The organism is Pseudomonas sp. YNh (genome assembly GCF_037993085.1).
Classification (GTDB): domain Bacteria; phylum Pseudomonadota; class Gammaproteobacteria; order Pseudomonadales; family Pseudomonadaceae; genus Aquipseudomonas; species Aquipseudomonas putida.
In genome coordinates, this window is the sequence record NZ_JBBMRJ010000002.1 from 63,550 (window position 1) to 78,710 (window position 15,161).

At 64.7% G+C, this 15,161-nt stretch carries 13 protein-coding genes; 6 read left to right on the forward strand and 7 right to left on the reverse strand.

What is annotated here, in order from left to right; genetic code table 11:
* Positions 1-180 precede the first annotated feature (180 nt).
* The 3 genes from purD (at position 181) to WF331_RS02310 (ending at position 5,169) form a co-directional block, all read left to right on the forward strand.
* Entirely contained in the window at positions 181-1,476 is a 1,296-nt protein-coding gene (gene purD / locus WF331_RS02300; protein WP_340622622.1) for a phosphoribosylamine--glycine ligase, read from the forward strand.
* A gap of 150 nt (positions 1,477-1,626) precedes the next feature.
* Positions 1,627-4,398 carry a hybrid sensor histidine kinase/response regulator gene (locus WF331_RS02305; protein WP_016501821.1) on the forward strand — a complete coding sequence of 924 codons (2,772 nt, stop codon included), beginning with the start codon at positions 1,627-1,629 and terminating at the stop codon, positions 4,396-4,398.
* A gap of 174 nt (positions 4,399-4,572) precedes the next feature.
* Entirely contained in the window at positions 4,573-5,169 is a 597-nt protein-coding gene (locus tag WF331_RS02310) for a MarC family protein (protein ID WP_016501822.1), read from the forward strand.
* Here WF331_RS02310 and WF331_RS02315 read toward each other — a convergent pair.
* From WF331_RS02315 to cobG, 7 genes are all read right to left on the reverse strand, one after another.
* Complete coding sequence (locus tag WF331_RS02315) at positions 5,166-5,789, reverse strand: hypothetical protein (RefSeq protein WP_012053821.1); 624 nt, start codon at positions 5,787-5,789, stop codon at positions 5,166-5,168. The genes WF331_RS02310 and WF331_RS02315 overlap by 4 nt on opposite strands.
* On the reverse strand, positions 5,786-6,475 hold the full coding sequence (locus WF331_RS02320) for a hypothetical protein (protein ID WP_340622623.1): 690 nt from the start codon (positions 6,473-6,475) through the stop codon (positions 5,786-5,788). Before WF331_RS02320 ends, WF331_RS02315 begins: the two co-directional genes overlap by 4 nt.
* 59 nt (positions 6,476-6,534) lie before the next feature.
* A complete protein-coding gene (locus WF331_RS02325; protein WP_197898557.1) occupies positions 6,535-7,215 on the reverse strand; it encodes a hypothetical protein in 681 nt (226 codons plus the stop codon).
* A 92-nt stretch (positions 7,216-7,307) separates the two neighbouring features.
* Positions 7,308-9,005, reverse strand: coding sequence for a precorrin-3B C(17)-methyltransferase (gene cobJ / locus WF331_RS02330; protein ID WP_340622624.1), 1,698 nt, complete (start codon positions 9,003-9,005; stop codon positions 7,308-7,310).
* Complete coding sequence (locus tag WF331_RS02335) at positions 8,993-9,724, reverse strand: precorrin-2 C(20)-methyltransferase (RefSeq protein WP_016501827.1); 732 nt, start codon at positions 9,722-9,724, stop codon at positions 8,993-8,995. The genes cobJ and WF331_RS02335 overlap by 13 nt, the downstream gene beginning before the upstream one ends.
* A complete protein-coding gene (locus tag WF331_RS02340) occupies positions 9,724-10,350 on the reverse strand; it encodes a precorrin-8X methylmutase (RefSeq protein WP_016489386.1) in 627 nt (208 codons plus the stop codon). Before WF331_RS02340 ends, WF331_RS02335 begins: the two co-directional genes overlap by 1 nt.
* Positions 10,343-11,674, reverse strand: coding sequence for a precorrin-3B synthase (gene cobG / locus WF331_RS02345; RefSeq protein ID WP_197898555.1), 1,332 nt, complete (start codon positions 11,672-11,674; stop codon positions 10,343-10,345). The genes WF331_RS02340 and cobG overlap by 8 nt, the downstream gene beginning before the upstream one ends.
* A 244-nt stretch (positions 11,675-11,918) precedes the next feature.
* Here cobG and cbiE point away from each other — a divergent pair, with 244 nt between their 5' ends.
* Genes cbiE through WF331_RS02360 form a run of 3 tightly spaced genes read left to right on the forward strand, consistent with a single transcriptional unit; the run spans position 11,919 to position 14,957 of the window.
* The gene (cbiE, locus tag WF331_RS02350) at positions 11,919-13,130 is read left to right on the forward strand and encodes a precorrin-6y C5,15-methyltransferase (decarboxylating) subunit CbiE (RefSeq protein WP_340622625.1); all 1,212 of its coding nucleotides are present in this window, start codon (positions 11,919-11,921) and stop codon (positions 13,128-13,130) included.
* Positions 13,123-14,217 carry a cobalt-precorrin-5B (C(1))-methyltransferase gene (locus tag WF331_RS02355; RefSeq protein ID WP_016501831.1) on the forward strand — a complete coding sequence of 365 codons (1,095 nt, stop codon included), beginning with the start codon at positions 13,123-13,125 and terminating at the stop codon, positions 14,215-14,217. The genes cbiE and WF331_RS02355 overlap by 8 nt, the downstream gene beginning before the upstream one ends.
* Complete coding sequence (locus WF331_RS02360) at positions 14,214-14,957, forward strand: cobalt-precorrin-6A reductase (RefSeq protein ID WP_340622626.1); 744 nt, start codon at positions 14,214-14,216, stop codon at positions 14,955-14,957. The genes WF331_RS02355 and WF331_RS02360 overlap by 4 nt, the downstream gene beginning before the upstream one ends.
* Positions 14,958-15,161 lie beyond the last annotated feature (204 nt).

The following is a 15,161-nucleotide window of genomic DNA, read 5'->3' on the forward strand; positions in this document are numbered from 1 at the left end:
TACGGCAATCGGCCGCACTGAAGCAGGCATCTGCTGCGTTGGGGCCGGTTCCGCTGATGCTCATTGCCAGAAGGCAACTCCGCTCATCGGAACCGGCACCGCCTTGCATCTACCTGCTTCATTGCGACCTCGTACAGCGTGAGGCTTCGCTTCGCGCCCGAAAGAATTCGAGGTTTTGACATGAAAGTTTTGATCATCGGCAGCGGCGGCCGTGAGCACGCCCTGGCCTGGAAAGTTGCCCAGGACCCACGCGTCGAGAAAGTCTTCGTTGCCCCTGGCAACGCGGGTACCGCCATTGAAGCCAAGTGCGAGAACGTCGCCATCGACGTGTGCGCTCTGGAACAACTGGCCGACTTCGCCGAGAAGAACGTCGACCTGACCATCGTCGGCCCGGAAGCACCGCTGGTCATCGGTGTGGTCGACCTGTTCCGCAGCCGTGGCCTGGACTGCTTCGGCCCAACCAAGGGTGCGGCCCAGCTGGAAGGCTCCAAGGCCTTCACCAAGGACTTCCTGGCGCGTCACAAGATCCCGACCGCCGACTACCAGAACTTCACCGAAATCGAGCCGGCGCTGGCCTACCTGCAGGAAAAAGGTGCGCCGATCGTGATCAAGGCCGACGGCCTGGCTGCGGGCAAAGGCGTGATCGTCGCCATGACCCTCGAAGAAGCCGAAGCCGCCGTGCGTGACATGCTGGCCGGCAACGCTTTCGGTGAAGCCGGTTCGCGTGTGGTGATCGAAGAGTTCCTCGACGGCGAAGAAGCCAGCTTCATCGTCATGGTCGACGGCCACAACGTGCTGCCCATGGCCACCAGCCAGGACCACAAGCGCGTCGGCGACCAGGACACCGGCCCGAACACGGGCGGCATGGGTGCCTACTCCCCTGCCCCGGTCGTTACCGACGACGTGCACCAGCGCGTGATGGACCAGGTAATCTGGCCAACCGTGCGCGGCATGGCCGAGGAAGGCAACGTCTACACCGGCTTCCTCTATGCTGGCCTGATGATCGACAAGGCAGGCAACCCCAAGGTCATCGAGTTCAACTGCCGCTTCGGCGACCCAGAGACCCAGCCAGTCATGCTGCGCCTGGAGTCGAGCCTGGTGCTGCTGATCGAAGCCGCCTTCGCCAAGGCGCTGGACAAGGTCGAAGCCCAGTGGGACCCACGTCCGAGCCTGGGCGTTGTGCTGGCGGCTGGCGGTTACCCGGGCGACTACGCCAAGGGCGACGTGATCAGTGGCCTGGACGCAGCAGCCAAGATCGAAGGCAAGGTATTCCATGCCGGTACTTCGCTCAAGGACGGCCAAGTGGCCACCAATGGCGGGCGCGTGCTGTGCGCCACGGCAATGGGCAGCACGGTTGCCGATGCGCAGCAGCAGGCTTACCGCCTGGCCAGGGAAGTAAGCTGGAACGGTAGCTTCTACCGCACTGACATCGGCTACCGGGCCATCGCCCGAGAGCGCGGTGAGCACCAGCAGTAAGCACTACCGGAGCGCCGTGCCGCCCAGGGCTGTCCACCGCCCGGCGCACGGCATCCGGCTCGTCGACAAGGCCCGGCACGGGCCTTGCCTTCGACTTGGCGCGCCGCGCATAGTTAGTACCCGGCACATCGGCTAAGAAGGGATTTCGTAGTGCGTCGGCTTCGGATTGCCTCAGCTCTGATCGTCACCTTGTTGACCTTGCTCTGCATGTTCCCGGCTGCAGCCGAACATGACGGAGGCTGGACCGTTTTGCTCGACGAACAGGCCAACCTGCAACTGAGCGATGTACGCTCGGAGCGCTACCGCAACCAGTTCAGCCCGCTGGTGCTTACCGAGCTGGATGCCGCCCCGCCGGAACAGGCCTTGTGGCTGCACTACCGCCTGGAACCAGGCGACCAGGAGCAACTGCTACGGGTATTCGCCCCCGACCTGTCTGGCCTTGATCTCTACGCCCTCGAAGGCGACCAACTTCTGCGTCAGCTGCACCACGGGCGCCAGGCCGGCAATGCCAGCCCGACCCTGCGTGGCAGCGACCATGTACTGCCCCTGCCCAACAGCAAGCAACCGCTGGATATCTACCTGCGCCTGGTCTCCGAGCACCAGTTGCGCCCAGCCATCAGCCTGGAACCTGCGGCCGTAGCCGCCTCGGACCAGAGCCAGCCACTGCTGTTCGGCATGCTGTTCGGCGGCCTGGTCATGTTGATCCTGCACAACCTGATCCGCTTCCTCTACAGCCGCTCGACCACCACCCTGATCCTTGCGCTATACCACGGCCTGATGCTGCTCAGCGGCCTGATCCTGCTGAACCTCAGCGGCCCCTGGTGGCACGTCTGGCACAACGCACAAACCCCGGCCGCCTACCTGACACTGGTCCTGGCCGGCCTGGCGGGGCTGTATTTCACCCAACACTTCTTCAACCCGTGCAACTCACCCCGGCTTAACCGCCTGCTGCAGGGCGAAATGCTGGTGGTGGGGGTCAGCGGGCTGGTGCTGTTGTTTGTCGACACCCTGCCCCTCAACCTGATGACCTACGCCCTGATGGCCTTGGGCAGCGTGAGCATGCTGCTGGTCAGCAGCTACCACTGGTACCGGGGTTACGCGCCTGGGCGCCTGTTCAGCCTGGCCATGGTGGTGTTCAACCTGGGCGGCCTGGTGCTGCTGCCAGCACTGCTGGGCCTGACCCGCACCTCGACGCCCTGGCTGCTGTGCGTGCTACTGGGGCTGGCCGTTGCCAGCGGCCTGCTGCTCAACCTGGCAGTCAGCGAGCGCCTGCGCCGCATGAGCGAGGAGCGCTTCAGCGCCAGCCGCGCCCTGGCCGCCAGCGATGCCGAAATAAACGCCAAGGCCGAGTTCCTGGCCAAGATCAGCCACGAAATCCGCACCCCCATGAACGGCGTGCTGGGCATGACCGAGCTGCTGCTGGGCACACCGCTGTCCGTCAAACAACGTGACTACGTGCAGACCATCCACAGCGCCGGCAACGAGCTGCTGACGCTGATCAACGAGATTCTCGACATTTCCAAGCTGGAGTCCCGGCAGATCGAACTGGATGACGTGCAGTTCGACCTCAACGCGCTGATCGAGGACTGCCTGAACATCTTCCGCGCCAAGGCCGAACAGCAGAACATCGAGCTGATCAGCTTTACCCAGCCGCAAGTACCGCGGGTGATCAGCGGCGACCCGACACGCCTGCGCCAAGCCTTGTCGAGCCTGCTGGAAAACGCCCTGAAAAACACCGACCAGGGCGAGATCCTGCTGGTCGTGGCACTGGACCAACGGGGTGAGCTACCGCGCCTGCGCATCGCCGTGCAGGACAGCGGCGAGCCGTTGGCCGCCGCAGACCGTGAAGCCTTGTTGCAGGCCGAGTTGCACAGCCACCACTTCCTGTCCAGCAACAAGCTGGGTGGCCACCTTGGGTTGGTCATCGCCAAACAGCTGATCGGCCTGATGCAGGGCGAGTTCGGCATCAAGAGCAGCACCGGCATGGGCAACACCCTGTGGTTGACCCTGCCGCTGGACCCTTCTCGCCTGGAACAGCCACCGACCGACCTCGACAGCCCGCTGCGCGATGCCCGCGTGCTGGTGGTGGACGACAATGACACCTGCCGCAAGGTGCTGGTGCAACAATGCAGCGCGTGGGGCATGAACGTCAGCGCAGTGCCATCAGGCAAGGAAGCCCTGGCCCTTCTGCGCACCAAGGCCCACCTGCGCGACTACTTCGACGCGGTGCTGCTGGACCAGAACATGCCCGGCATGACCGGCATGCAGCTGGCCGCCAAGATCAAGGAAGACCCGAGCCTGAACCACGACATCCTGGTGGTGATGCTCACCGGCATCAGCAATGCGCCGAGCAAGGTCATCGCACGCAATGCCGGGGTGAAGCGGATACTTGCCAAGCCGGTGGCCGGCTACACGCTGAAAACCACCCTGGCCGAAGAACTGGCCCAACGCGGCCGCGATCAGGCAGTGCCGGCCAGCCTGCCCGGTGTCCCGCAGGCACTGGACCTGCCCGGCGACTTCCGCGTGCTGGTTGCCGAAGACAACAGCATTTCCACCAAGGTGATACGCGGCATGCTTGGCAAGCTGAACCTTGAGCCGGACACCGCGTGCAATGGCGAAGAGGCCCTGCAGGCGATGAAAAACCAGCGCTATGACCTGGTGCTGATGGACTGCGAAATGCCGATTCTGGACGGTTTCTCGGCCACCCAGCAGCTGCGCGCCTGGGAAACCGCCAACCAGCGCCAGCGCACCCCGGTGGTGGCACTGACCGCGCACATTCTTACAGAACACAAGGAACGCGCCCGTCTGGCGGGCATGGACGGCCACATGGCCAAGCCGGTCGAGCTGTCGCAGTTGCGCGAGCTGATCCAGTACTGGGCCAATCACCGGGAAGCCAAGGTAGACCCGGCGCATACTTCCTGATCTGTAGTGCCTGTACTGGCCTCATCGCCGGCAAGCCAGCTCCCACCTCGATCGCATCGTTCTCAAGCCATGTGCAGTACCTGTGGGAGCTGGCTTGCCGGCGATGAGGCCAGTGAAGACAACCACAATGCTGCTGATACACTTCCCGTCAACTTCCCTGCAAGGGGCTACCCCATGCTCCATGAGTTGTTCAGCGTCTACCTGAAAATGCTTGTGCTCTACAGCCCGTTCTTCGTGCTGTCGTGCTTCATCAGCCTGACCCGCGGCCACTCCAGCAAGGAACGCAAGCAACTGGCCTGGAAGGTAGCCTTCGCAGCCCTGCTCGCCAGCGTGCTGCTGTACCTGTTCGGTCGGGTGATCTTCGGCATTTTCGGCATCACCGCCGACGCCTTCCGCATCGGTGCGGGCAGCGTGCTGTTCATCTCGGCATTGGGTATGGCCCAGGGCAAGCCAGCGGTGCAGGCCGACAACGTGCAGCAGGATGTGACCATCGTGCCACTGACCATTCCGCTGACGGTTGGTCCCGGCACCATCGGGGCCCTGCTGGTGATGGGTGTGAGCCAGCCGCACTGGGACGACAAACTGCTGGCCATCGTCAGTATCGCGCTGGCCAGTTTCACTGTCGGCCTGGTGCTTTACCTGTCCCACGGTATCGAGCGGATCCTGGGCGACCAGGGCCTGCAGATCGTCAGCCGTCTGATGGGGCTGTTCGTCTGTGCCCTGGCGGCGCAGATCATTTTTACAGGGATCAAAGGGTACCTGGTGCCTTAGATGGCATAGTCATGAATGCGCGCCAGGGATACCTTGACGACGCTTTCCTGCACTTTTGGCATTACGCTGTTCTCGAAGGCCAGAATATTGAACCGGACCAGCTCCGCACGCACATTCTTGTAACTGCGCTTGCGGCTGATGAACCCTGCACTGAAAACAGACTGCTTGTCCGTTTCGTGGTAAATCACCATGTCGACACGGTTATTACCGGCCGGCGCACAGGCCAACACTTGAAAGTGCTGCATCTCGAATGCCTTTTTCTCAAGTTCCTTCAGCACCGACGGCTTGGTCAGCAACGCTTGAATGGACACTTTGACCGACGACGCAAAGCTGTCCCCGGCAGTTTTGGACAGGGTCTGCAGCACCTGATCCGTCTGTTGCGTACGCGTCTTGTCCGGCCAATGGATCTGCTCAGCCGTTACCGCATCCCACCCCATGAATTTGAGCTGGTTACGGTAATAAGCGAACCAGTCTTTAATCAGCCCCTCTTTGAAAGCGGCCTCGGTGGCTCTTTCGGCCATTGCCAAGGCCAGCTTCACCTTGTTTTTCTGCGCAGCGTCGACGCCCGGCAAGAACGAAACAATCCCAGCGCCGATCACGGCAGATGTGGCTTCACTCATGATGCTGCTCCTGTAGGTTGTGCGTAAGGGTCGAACCGGTAAACGACCTGTGCATCCTTGGTTTTCATCAAGGCCTGCAATTCATCACGCTGGCGTTGGAAGCGTCCTTCATCCAATGCCAGAGAAACGCCGTTGAACTCGGCCTCGCCCTCAAGTACTTGTTCGCCCAGAAATGTCTCCAGCGAAACTAGCGAGAGTGGCTTGTCGATTTGCAGCGAGATGCTGCACAAGTCCAGCGCCGGGCCCGGCTTGAGTACGCCAAGTTCGATGACCAGGGTGCAGCACTGCGCCTGATCATGCGCGCAGAAACTCAGCAAGTGCCGGAAGCCTTCAGCAGACTGGCCAAGGCCCGTCTTTATCGCCGCCAGCACGGCCTCATGGCGCAGCGAACGCATCTTCAGCCACGCTTCAAGTGGCTGTATATGCGCGTTGCGCACAGGTCGCCCCAACGGTTTCAGGTCATGGGTACTGGCCAGCTTGATCCAGCCCAGTTGGCGGTAGGCCTCCCGATACGCGGCATACCAGTTTTCATAATTGTCCACGCGTGAACCGGCGTGCTTGTTGGCTACCAACTGCGCGTACAGGACTGAATCGAAAGCGGCCTGGCGTTGTGCCTCGACTGCGCCTGGCGAATACAACAATGCTGTTCCGCCAATCAACATCAGTTGCTCAGCTGCTCTATCCATCGTGTTACCTCGTCACAAAGAACCGAACAAGGCGGCGTTGCGACTACGCCGCCGAGCAATCAGATGTCGTACTCGAGCACGTTCTCGACACTGCGCACGCCGAGTTTGTTTTCTACGGTTTCGCGGACTTTGTCGTAGACAAAGTTATTGAGGGTGAGCACTGCCGTGCCGGCGTAGTAAGCGGACCTGTCCAGCTTCCACTGGATGCCGAGCACATCGTCGTCCAGTGCTGGGGCAGATGCCTGGATGCAGCTCACCACCATGACCACATCGTTTTCTTGGGTTTCAATGCAGGCGGCCAGGCCGACCAGGCCCCTGGCTTTGTTCTTGCGCTTGTGGTGGAGCACCTTGGCGTCGTTTTCGACTGTGGTCATTTTGTCAAACGCCCGCTTTGCCACTTCACCCAGCTTGGTGCCGCCCAGCATCGCATTGCCGACCACACCTATCGCGCGGATGGCCACGGCGCCTACGGTGACGGACAGTTCCACCGAGGTTTCAAGTTCGAAGGTACGGCGTGGGATGGTAAAGCCAAGGTCTCGCATGACATCGATGAATTTGTCGTACCACTCCCGGCTCTGCTTTTCGGCGTCAAAAGCTTTGTCGGCGACCAACGTGGCGAAGTGGAAGGCATTCTTCACATCATGACGGCTTTGCGCAGACATGCCCGCGCCGAAGGCAAGCAGGTTGCCGTCTACCAGGATGGCGGCATCGGTGGTGGTGATTTGGGTTGCATCGGACATTGGAAACTCCTTGATGGTTGCCCCTTGAGTCAGGGGCAATCACCTTAGCCAGCGCGCTGGCCACAAAGCGCGCTGAAGAGTTTCCGACGCAACTAGTTGGCGGTGGGGTACCAACGCGGCGTGTAGGCCCACACCCCACCCGACAGGCGAGGGAATACACAGGTTGTAGAGGAGCCAACCAGAACCATGGTGCGCATATCGACCATTTCCGGCAGCAGCTCGGCCAAGGTGACTACCTTAAGCGTCTGCCCCGGCCTACCGATGTCGCGCCCAAGGACTACAGCCGTGTTCCCCTCGCGGTGGCGACGCACAACTTCCAGGGCCACCCCGAGCTGGTGCGGCCTGGATTTGGAAATCGGGTTGTAGAAGGCCAGCACCAGGTCAGCCTGGGCCGCCAGGTCCAGGCGCTTTTCAATGATCGACCAGGGCTTGAGATTGTCCGACAACGACATCACACAGAAGTCATGGCCCAGCGGTGCCCCCGCCTGCGCAGCGGTAGCGAGCGAGGCCGACACCCCTGGCAGGATCTCGAGGTCGACGCGATGCCAGGCGGGGTCGCTGGATTCGTGCAGCGCTTCGAGCACTGCAGCGGCCATGGCGAACACGCCTGGGTCGCCCGACGAGACCACCACCACCGAACGGCCTTGTGCCGCCAGCTCGAAGGCATGCCGGGCGCGCTGCATCTCTTCACGGTTGTCGGTGCAGTGCATCACCTGATCGTCACGGAACGGCCCGGCCATGCGCACGTAGGTTTCGTAGCCGAGGATGTCCTCGGCGCGTGCAAGTTCGGCCTTGACCGCCGGCACCATTAGCTCGGCAGCGCCGGGGCCGAGGCCGATCACCGCCAGCCGGCCACGACGGCGGCCGACCTGCGCGGCATCCACCGGCGCCGGGGCCACGGCGATGACGGTATCCGCCTGCTCGATCAGCTCGGCGCCGGGCAGCGCCTGGGCCAGCATGCCTCGCAGGTCGCCAGGCTTGGCCGCAAAACGCAGCGCCACGCCAAGGGCCTGCGCGGCCTCGTGCAGGGCTGCATCAGCCATGGCGTGCTCGCCAGCCAGCAGGCAAGCCAGCGATTGTTCGGCGATACCCGCCGCCTGCAGCGCGGCGCGGATGCGTTGCAGGTCGGCGGTATCGACGCCCACCACCACCGAACGCGGGTGGATCAGCAGCTCATCACGGCTGCTCGGGCGTGCCTGATGGCCGACATGGATGGTGCGCCGGGCGCTCTCGCTGGCGGGGAGCTGCGCCTGCTCCAGCCAAGGTGCATCGCCTTCGACGCGCACCGCCTCGCCGGCCAGCAAATCAGAGACAAAGCGCTTGCCTTGCTCGATATCCGCCAGTGCATAACCCTGCGGCGGGTTCAGCAGGCAAGTGCCGAAACGCAGCTCGCCACTGGTGGTGATCGCAGCAGCAACGCCCAGAACCTCTGCGATTTCGCGTGCCATCACATTCACGCCAGCCAGGCCACCGAGCAGCGGCACCACCGCACTGCCATCTTCGGCCACGGCCAGAACCGGCGGCTCGCTGCCCTTCTCGCTGAGCAGGCTGGCCAGGCTACGGATGACAATGCCCGCAGCGCACAGGGCGATGATCGGCGTATCCTGCTGATACAACCCGCGCAGGGTGTCGCCGAACGTGCTGTACGATTGGTCTGCACCCTCGACACGCCCCTCCAGGCCATGAATCGTGGCCTGTGGATAACAGTGCTGGATACGCTGCGCCGTCGCCAGGCTGCCCGGGCCAAGAATGATGATCGCCGGCGCCTTGTGGATGTTCAGCCCTGCCATTTTTCCCCCGGCACGATGATCAGCGAGAAGTACGGCGACGACTGTGGATCAACCTGATCCAGCGGCACGATCTTCTGGTTGGCCATGGTGGCCCGCTCCACATACAGCGCGCGCCCGTCCAGGCCCAGTTCGGTCAGTACTTCGCGTACTTTCGGGAAGTTGCGCCCAAGCTTCATGATCACTGCTGCATCGGCGTCGGCCAGGCGACGCTTGAGCTCCTCGGCGGGCAACACGCCAGACAAGACCGAGAGGCTCTGGTTGCGGTACACCAGCGGCGCACCCAGCACCGAGGCGCCACCGAGCATCGAGCACACGCCAGGGATCACTTCAGCCTCATAGCGCTGCGCCAGGCGGTCGTGCAGGTACATGTAGGACCCGTAGAAGAACGGGTCACCTTCGCAGATCACCGCCACGTCGCGACCGGCATCCAGGTGCTCGGCCACCTGCACGCTGGCTTCGTCGTAGAAGTCGCTGATCACCTGCTCGTAGGACAGCGGCGCCGGCAGGGCTTCGGTGGTGACCGGGTACACCAGCGGCAACAGCGTCTGCTGCGCTTGCAAGTGTGCCTCGATGATGCCGAAGGCATTGCCACGCTTGCCCTTGGCCACGAAGTAGCCGACCACTGGCGCTTCGCGCAGCAGGCGCAGGGCCTTGAGGGTGATCAGTTCAGGGTCGCCCGGGCCCACGCCCAGGCCAAGCAGACGTCCACGCGGCGCCATCACTCCACCTCCGTGGCCAGGGCGTTGACCGCGGCGGCGGCCATCGCGCTGCCGCCCAGGCGGCCTTGCATGATCACGAACGGCACACCACGGCTGTCGGCGGCGAGCATCGCCTTGGACTCGGCAGCACCGACGAAACCTACCGGGAAGCCGAGGATCAGCGCCGGCTTGGGTGCACCGGCGTCAATCATCTCCAGCAGGTAGAACAGGGCGGTGGGCGCATTGCCGATCACCACCACACTGCCTTCCAGGTACGGGCGCCACAGCTCAAGGGCTACGGCAGAACGGGTGTTGCCGGCGTCCTTGGCCAGGCCCGGTACGCTTGGGTCGCGCAGGGTGCAGATGACTTTGTTGTCGGCTGGCAGGCGGGCCCGGGTGATGCCTTCTGCGACCATGTGCGCATCGCACAGGATTGGCGCGCCGTTGAGCAGCGCCTCGCGCCCGGCCCGGCCGGCACCTTCGGAGAACTGCAGGCCATCGATGGCATCGACCATGCCACAGGCGTGGATCACGCGTACGGCGAGCTTTTCGAGGTCTGCGGGGATCCGCTCGAGTCGGGCTTCCTCACGGATGATCCGGAAGGAATTGCGATAGATCTCCTGACCATCGCGGATGTAGTCAATCATCAAGGTGCTCCGTCGGCAGGTCGAGCATGGCGCCTGCTTCATTCAAGGTAAGGTCGGTGGCGCGCAGGGCGCCGAAGCCCGGCTGGCGCGCGTCACGCAGATAGAGGTCATATCGGCCCGGCGAGCGGGCCAGCAGGGTGGCCGGGGCAACATGGGCCACGGCGCAGGAACGGGGGCAGCCAGACAAGTGCACGCTGGCAGGCACGCCAGGGCCCAGCAGCGCGGCAAGGGCAACGGCGTCGGCCTTGGTTTCGCCAAGGGCCTTGGCGCAGCCGCTGGCACCCGTACAGGCGCTGATACGCGCCAGCGGCTCGTGGTCGTGGCACAGCAGGCCCAGGGCCGAGAGATCAGCCTGGGCCTGGTCGATGGAGTCGGCTTGCAGGTTGGTCAGCACCAGGCTTTGCCAGGGGCTGAGATGCAAGCTGCCATCGCCCCGCTCACGGGCAACCTGCGCGGCGCCGCGCAGCATGGCCGGGGTCAGGCGGCCTTGCGGCGGGGCGACGCCAAGGGCAACGCCATCTGCCTGTGGCAGCGTGCCCAGCCAGGAGGCGCGGTGATGTTCACGGCGCCAGGCAAGCACGGCGGCATCGCGGCGGATGCCCAGGCCGAGCCCATCGACGAAATCGCTTGCCGGGCACACCTCGAGCAGCTGGCGCATGCGCGATTGCATCGGGGTTGCCAGGTCGAGAAAGCGCTCCAGCACCGCACGCACCAGCGCCAGGCCCTGCGCCAGCGGCACGGCGCCGAGCACCTGGCCGTCCGCCGGGCAGCCCGCCAGGCCGAACGCCAGCCAGGTCTGCTGCTCCAGACGCAGGGCCGATAGCCACAGGTCATGGGGGTGTCGGAGCATGGCCAGGCGTTCGCCGGCATCCAGCTGCACGGCAAACTTGGCCGACAACTGGTGAAAGCGCGGGGTGCCTTCCAACAAGTCGAGGATCTGACCTGCCAAGGGCCGTGCGTCCAGCAGCATCGCCGGGTCATGCCCGGCCAGCGGGCTGAGCATCAGGTTGCGCACATCGTCACCGGCCGCGTCGCGCGGACCCAGGCCAGCGGCGAGCAGGGTCTCGACCAGGGCCCGATGCTCGTTGCCAATGCCGCGAATCTGCAAATTGCCACGGTTGGTGGCCTCGATCACGCCGCCGGCGAAGCGCTCGGCCGCCGTCGCCACCGCTTCGGCCTGGTCGGCCAGCAGCAGGCCGCCCGGCAGCTTGATGCGGCAGATGCCGCCATCACGGGCACTGACAATGCGCCACAACCCCGGGCAGGCCGAGGGGCGGGGCGAAACGTTGGGGGCATGGGCCTGCGTCAAAGGGGCGTCCGGCAATCTGTGAAAATGCGCTTGAGTGTAGAAGGCACGGTATTATGCCTGCTTTGTCCGGCGGCATGAAAAGCCGGTGGTCGAGCATCCTCAGCGATTGAGGAGAAATCCAGGGCTGTGTCGCCCTCTTCGCGTGCACGCCCGCTCCCACAGGATCATCGCTACCCTCAATGGCTGCGCTGTACCTGTGGTAGCGGGCGTGCCCGCGAAGGGGCGCGAAGCGGCCCCAAAAAATGGCGGAATGAAATACATGGCACCCTGGCTGACAGTAGTAGGCATCGGCGAAGACGGCTTCAGTGGCCTGGGCAAGCAGGCCCGGCGCGCGCTGTTGGGCGCTGCGCGGGTCTTCGGCAGCCCGCGCCAGCTGGCCTTGCTGCCGCGCTGCGTGCCCGGCGAGCGGCTGGGCTGGCCAAGCCCGTTTTCCTTAGGCCCAGTGTTGGCCCTGCGCGGCGAGCCGGTGTGCGTGCTGGCCAGCGGCGACCCGATGTTCTTCGGCGTCGGCGCCAGCCTGGCGCGGCAGGTGCCCGCCGATGAAATGCGCGTGCTGTCGATGCCCTCCTCCTGCGCCCTGGCCGCCGCCCGCCTGGGCTGGCCGTTGCAGGAGGTGCAGGTTGTGTCGCTGGTGGCGCGGCCACTGGCGGCGTTGAATGCCCACCTGCACAGCGGCATGCGCCTGCTGGTGCTGAGCAACGATGGCGACAGCCCGGCGGCAATTGCTGCACTGCTGCGCGAACGTGGCTTCGGGCCAAGCCGCCTGCGGGTTTTCGAGCACCTGGGTGGCCAGGAAGAACGCGAGTTGCCCGGCACCGCCCAGGACTGGCCGCACGCCGATATCGCCACGCTCAACCTGGTGGCCATCGAGTGCCTGGCCGCGCCCGATGCGCCACGCCTGCACCGGCTGGCCGGGCTGCCCGACAGCGCCTTCCGGCACGACGGCCAACTGACCAAACGTGACGTGCGCGCCATCACCCTGGCGCGCCTGGCGCCCCAGCCCGGCGAACTGCTGTGGGACGTGGGCGCGGGCTGCGGCTCGATCGGCATCGAATGGATGCGCGCCCACCCGGCCTGCCGCGCCCTGGCCATCGAGGCCGACGAAGGCCGCCAAGGCTTCATCGAACACAACCGTGACGCGCTGGGTGTACCCGGCCTGCAACTGGTCTGCGGCAAGGCGCCTGCGGCACTGCAAGGCCTGGAGCAGCCCGATGCAATCTTCATCGGCGGGGGCGTCACCCGCGAAGGCGTGCTGGACCTGTGCTGGGCCAACCTGCGCCCAGGCGGGCGGCTGGTGGCCAATGCAGTGACCTTGCAAAGCGAACTGGCCCTGGCGCATTTCCGCGAGCAGCACAGTGGCGAGCTGACCCGCATCCATGTCGCCCATGCCCAGCCCCTGGGCGCGTTCGACACCTGGCGCCAGGCGCTGCCGATCACCCTGCTGGAAGTGGTGAAGCCCGTCGATGCGTGAAGAAACCCGCGAACAGCCCGCGCCCCTGCGCAGCGGCCTGACCACCGGCAGCTGCGCCACCGCCACAAGCCTGGCAGCCGCTCGCTTGCTGCTGAACGGCGAAAGCAGCGACGCCGTCAGCATTACCCTGCCCAAGGGCAAGGTGGTGCAGATGCGCCTGGAATTCTGCCGCCTGATTGACGAGCGTGCCGAAGCGGGCACCCTCAAGGATGCTGGCGACGACCCGGACGTGACCCACGGCGCCCTGCTCTACAGCCAGGTACGCCTGCTGGGCGAACCGGGTATCCGCTTTGTCGCCGGGGCCGGCGTTGGCACCGTGACCCGGCCGGGGCTGGTGCTGGCGGTGGGTGAGCCGGCCATCAACCCGGTGCCACGGCGCATGATCACTGAACACCTGCAACGCCTGGCCGACGAGTGCGGCTACCTCGGTGGCTTCGAGGTCACGGTCAATGTGCAGGGCGGCGACCAACTCGCTCTCAAGACCATGAACCCGCGCCTGGGCATCCTCGGCGGGCTGTCGATCCTCGGCACCAGCGGCATCGTGCGGCCGTTCTCCTGTGCGGCCTACATTGCTTCGATCCATCAGGGCATCGACGTGGCCCACACCAACGGCTACACGCACATCGCCGCCTGCACAGGCAACGCCAGTGAAGACACCATGCGCCGGGTCTACGGCCTGCCGGAAATCGCCCTGATCGAAATGGGCGATTTCGTCGGCGCAGTACTCAAGCACCTGCGCAAGGTGCCGGTGCCACGCCTGACCCTGTGTGGTGGCTTCGGCAAGATCAGCAAACTGGCCGCCGGGCACATGGACCTGCACAGCCGCCATTCCAGCATCGACCTGCCGCAACTGGCCGGCTGGGCGGCAGACATTGGCGCTGACGAAACGCTGCAAGCGGCCATCATCGGCGCCAACACCAGCCAGCAAGCGCTCGCCCTCGCGCATACAGCCGGTATCGCCTTGGGGGATGCAGTGTGTGCTCACGCCCTGGCCTTCGCCCGCAGCGTCGTGCCGGCGCAAGTGCAAGTGGAAGTGTTCGCCATCGACCGCCAGGGCGGCATCGTTGGCCAGGCAGGTGTGCAATGACCACGCGCATCCTGCTGCTGGGCGGTATTACTGAAGCCCTCGCCATCGCCCGCCGCCTCGGCCCACAGCATGTTTATAGCCTGGCCGGTATCGGCCGCGTGCCGCAGGACCTGCAATGCCAGGTGCGGGTCGGGGGCTTTGGCGGTGCCGAGGGCCTGGCCAGCTACCTGCGCGAGGCGGGCATCACCCTGCTGATCGATGCCACCCATCCCTATGCCGCGCAGATCAGCCGCAATGCCGCCAGCGCCGCACGCAACGCTGGCATCCCGTGCTGGGCCTTGCGCCGCCCGGCCTGGCAGGCGCAAGCGGGGGATGACTGGCGCGAAGTCGAGGACTGGGCGGGGCTGATGGACGCGCTCAAACCGTTCCGCAGGCCGCTGTTTACGCTGGGGCGTGAGCCACTGCAGCACCTGGACGAGATTCCACCGGAGCAGTTCTGGACGCTGCGTGCGCTGGAAGCGTGCCCTGGCAACGAGCGCTGCGAAGTGATTGGCGCGCGCGGGCCATTCCACATTTTGGATGAACGGGCGTTGTTCCAGCGCCGTACTATCGATGTGCTGATCAGCAAGAACAGCGGCAGTGTGGCGACCGAGCCGAAGCTCGAGGTGGCGCGGGAGCTTGGGGTGCCGGTGCTGATCCTCAAGCGCCCGGCGTTGCCGGATGTTGACCGCGCATTCGAATCGCAGGCTGACATGGCAGCAGCACTCGACTTGCATCAACACATCTCGCAAGCACGCTAGGGGCCCCTGTGGGAGTGGGCAAGCCCGCGAACACCGGCCAAGCCGGTGCCATAAACCGAGTCGTCTTCTTCGCGGGCACGCCCGCTCCCACAGAAGACCGTGCCAGGCTTAAAACCTGTATCGGACCATTACCCTACAGCCCTTTCGGATTTTTCTTTCAGGCCCACACGTGGCCCCAGGTCGTACTGCTGCCGTAAACTCAAC

Bases quoted from the DNA above. Each gene is read 5' to 3' on its own strand.
- WF331_RS02310 (WP_016501822.1), top strand. From the start codon at position 4,573: ATGCTCCATGAGTTGTTCAGCGTCTACCTGAAAATGCTTGTGCTCTAC.
- cobJ (WP_340622624.1), bottom strand. From the start codon at position 9,005: ATGGCAGGGCTGAACATCCACAAGGCGCCGGCGATCATCATTCTTGGC.
- WF331_RS02315 (WP_012053821.1), bottom strand. From the start codon at position 5,789: ATGAGTGAAGCCACATCTGCCGTGATCGGCGCTGGGATTGTTTCGTTC.
- WF331_RS02335 (WP_016501827.1), bottom strand. From the start codon at position 9,724: ATGGCGCCGCGTGGACGTCTGCTTGGCCTGGGCGTGGGCCCGGGCGAC.
- WF331_RS02325 (WP_197898557.1), bottom strand. From the start codon at position 7,215: ATGTCCGATGCAACCCAAATCACCACCACCGATGCCGCCATCCTGGTA.
- WF331_RS02340 (WP_016489386.1), bottom strand. From the start codon at position 10,350: ATGATTGACTACATCCGCGATGGTCAGGAGATCTATCGCAATTCCTTC.
- WF331_RS02360 (WP_340622626.1), top strand. From the start codon at position 14,214: ATGACCACGCGCATCCTGCTGCTGGGCGGTATTACTGAAGCCCTCGCC.
- WF331_RS02355 (WP_016501831.1), top strand. From the start codon at position 13,123: ATGCGTGAAGAAACCCGCGAACAGCCCGCGCCCCTGCGCAGCGGCCTG.
- cbiE (WP_340622625.1), top strand. From the start codon at position 11,919: ATGGCACCCTGGCTGACAGTAGTAGGCATCGGCGAAGACGGCTTCAGT.
- purD (WP_340622622.1), top strand. From the start codon at position 181: ATGAAAGTTTTGATCATCGGCAGCGGCGGCCGTGAGCACGCCCTGGCC.
- WF331_RS02320 (WP_340622623.1), bottom strand. From the start codon at position 6,475: ATGGATAGAGCAGCTGAGCAACTGATGTTGATTGGCGGAACAGCATTG.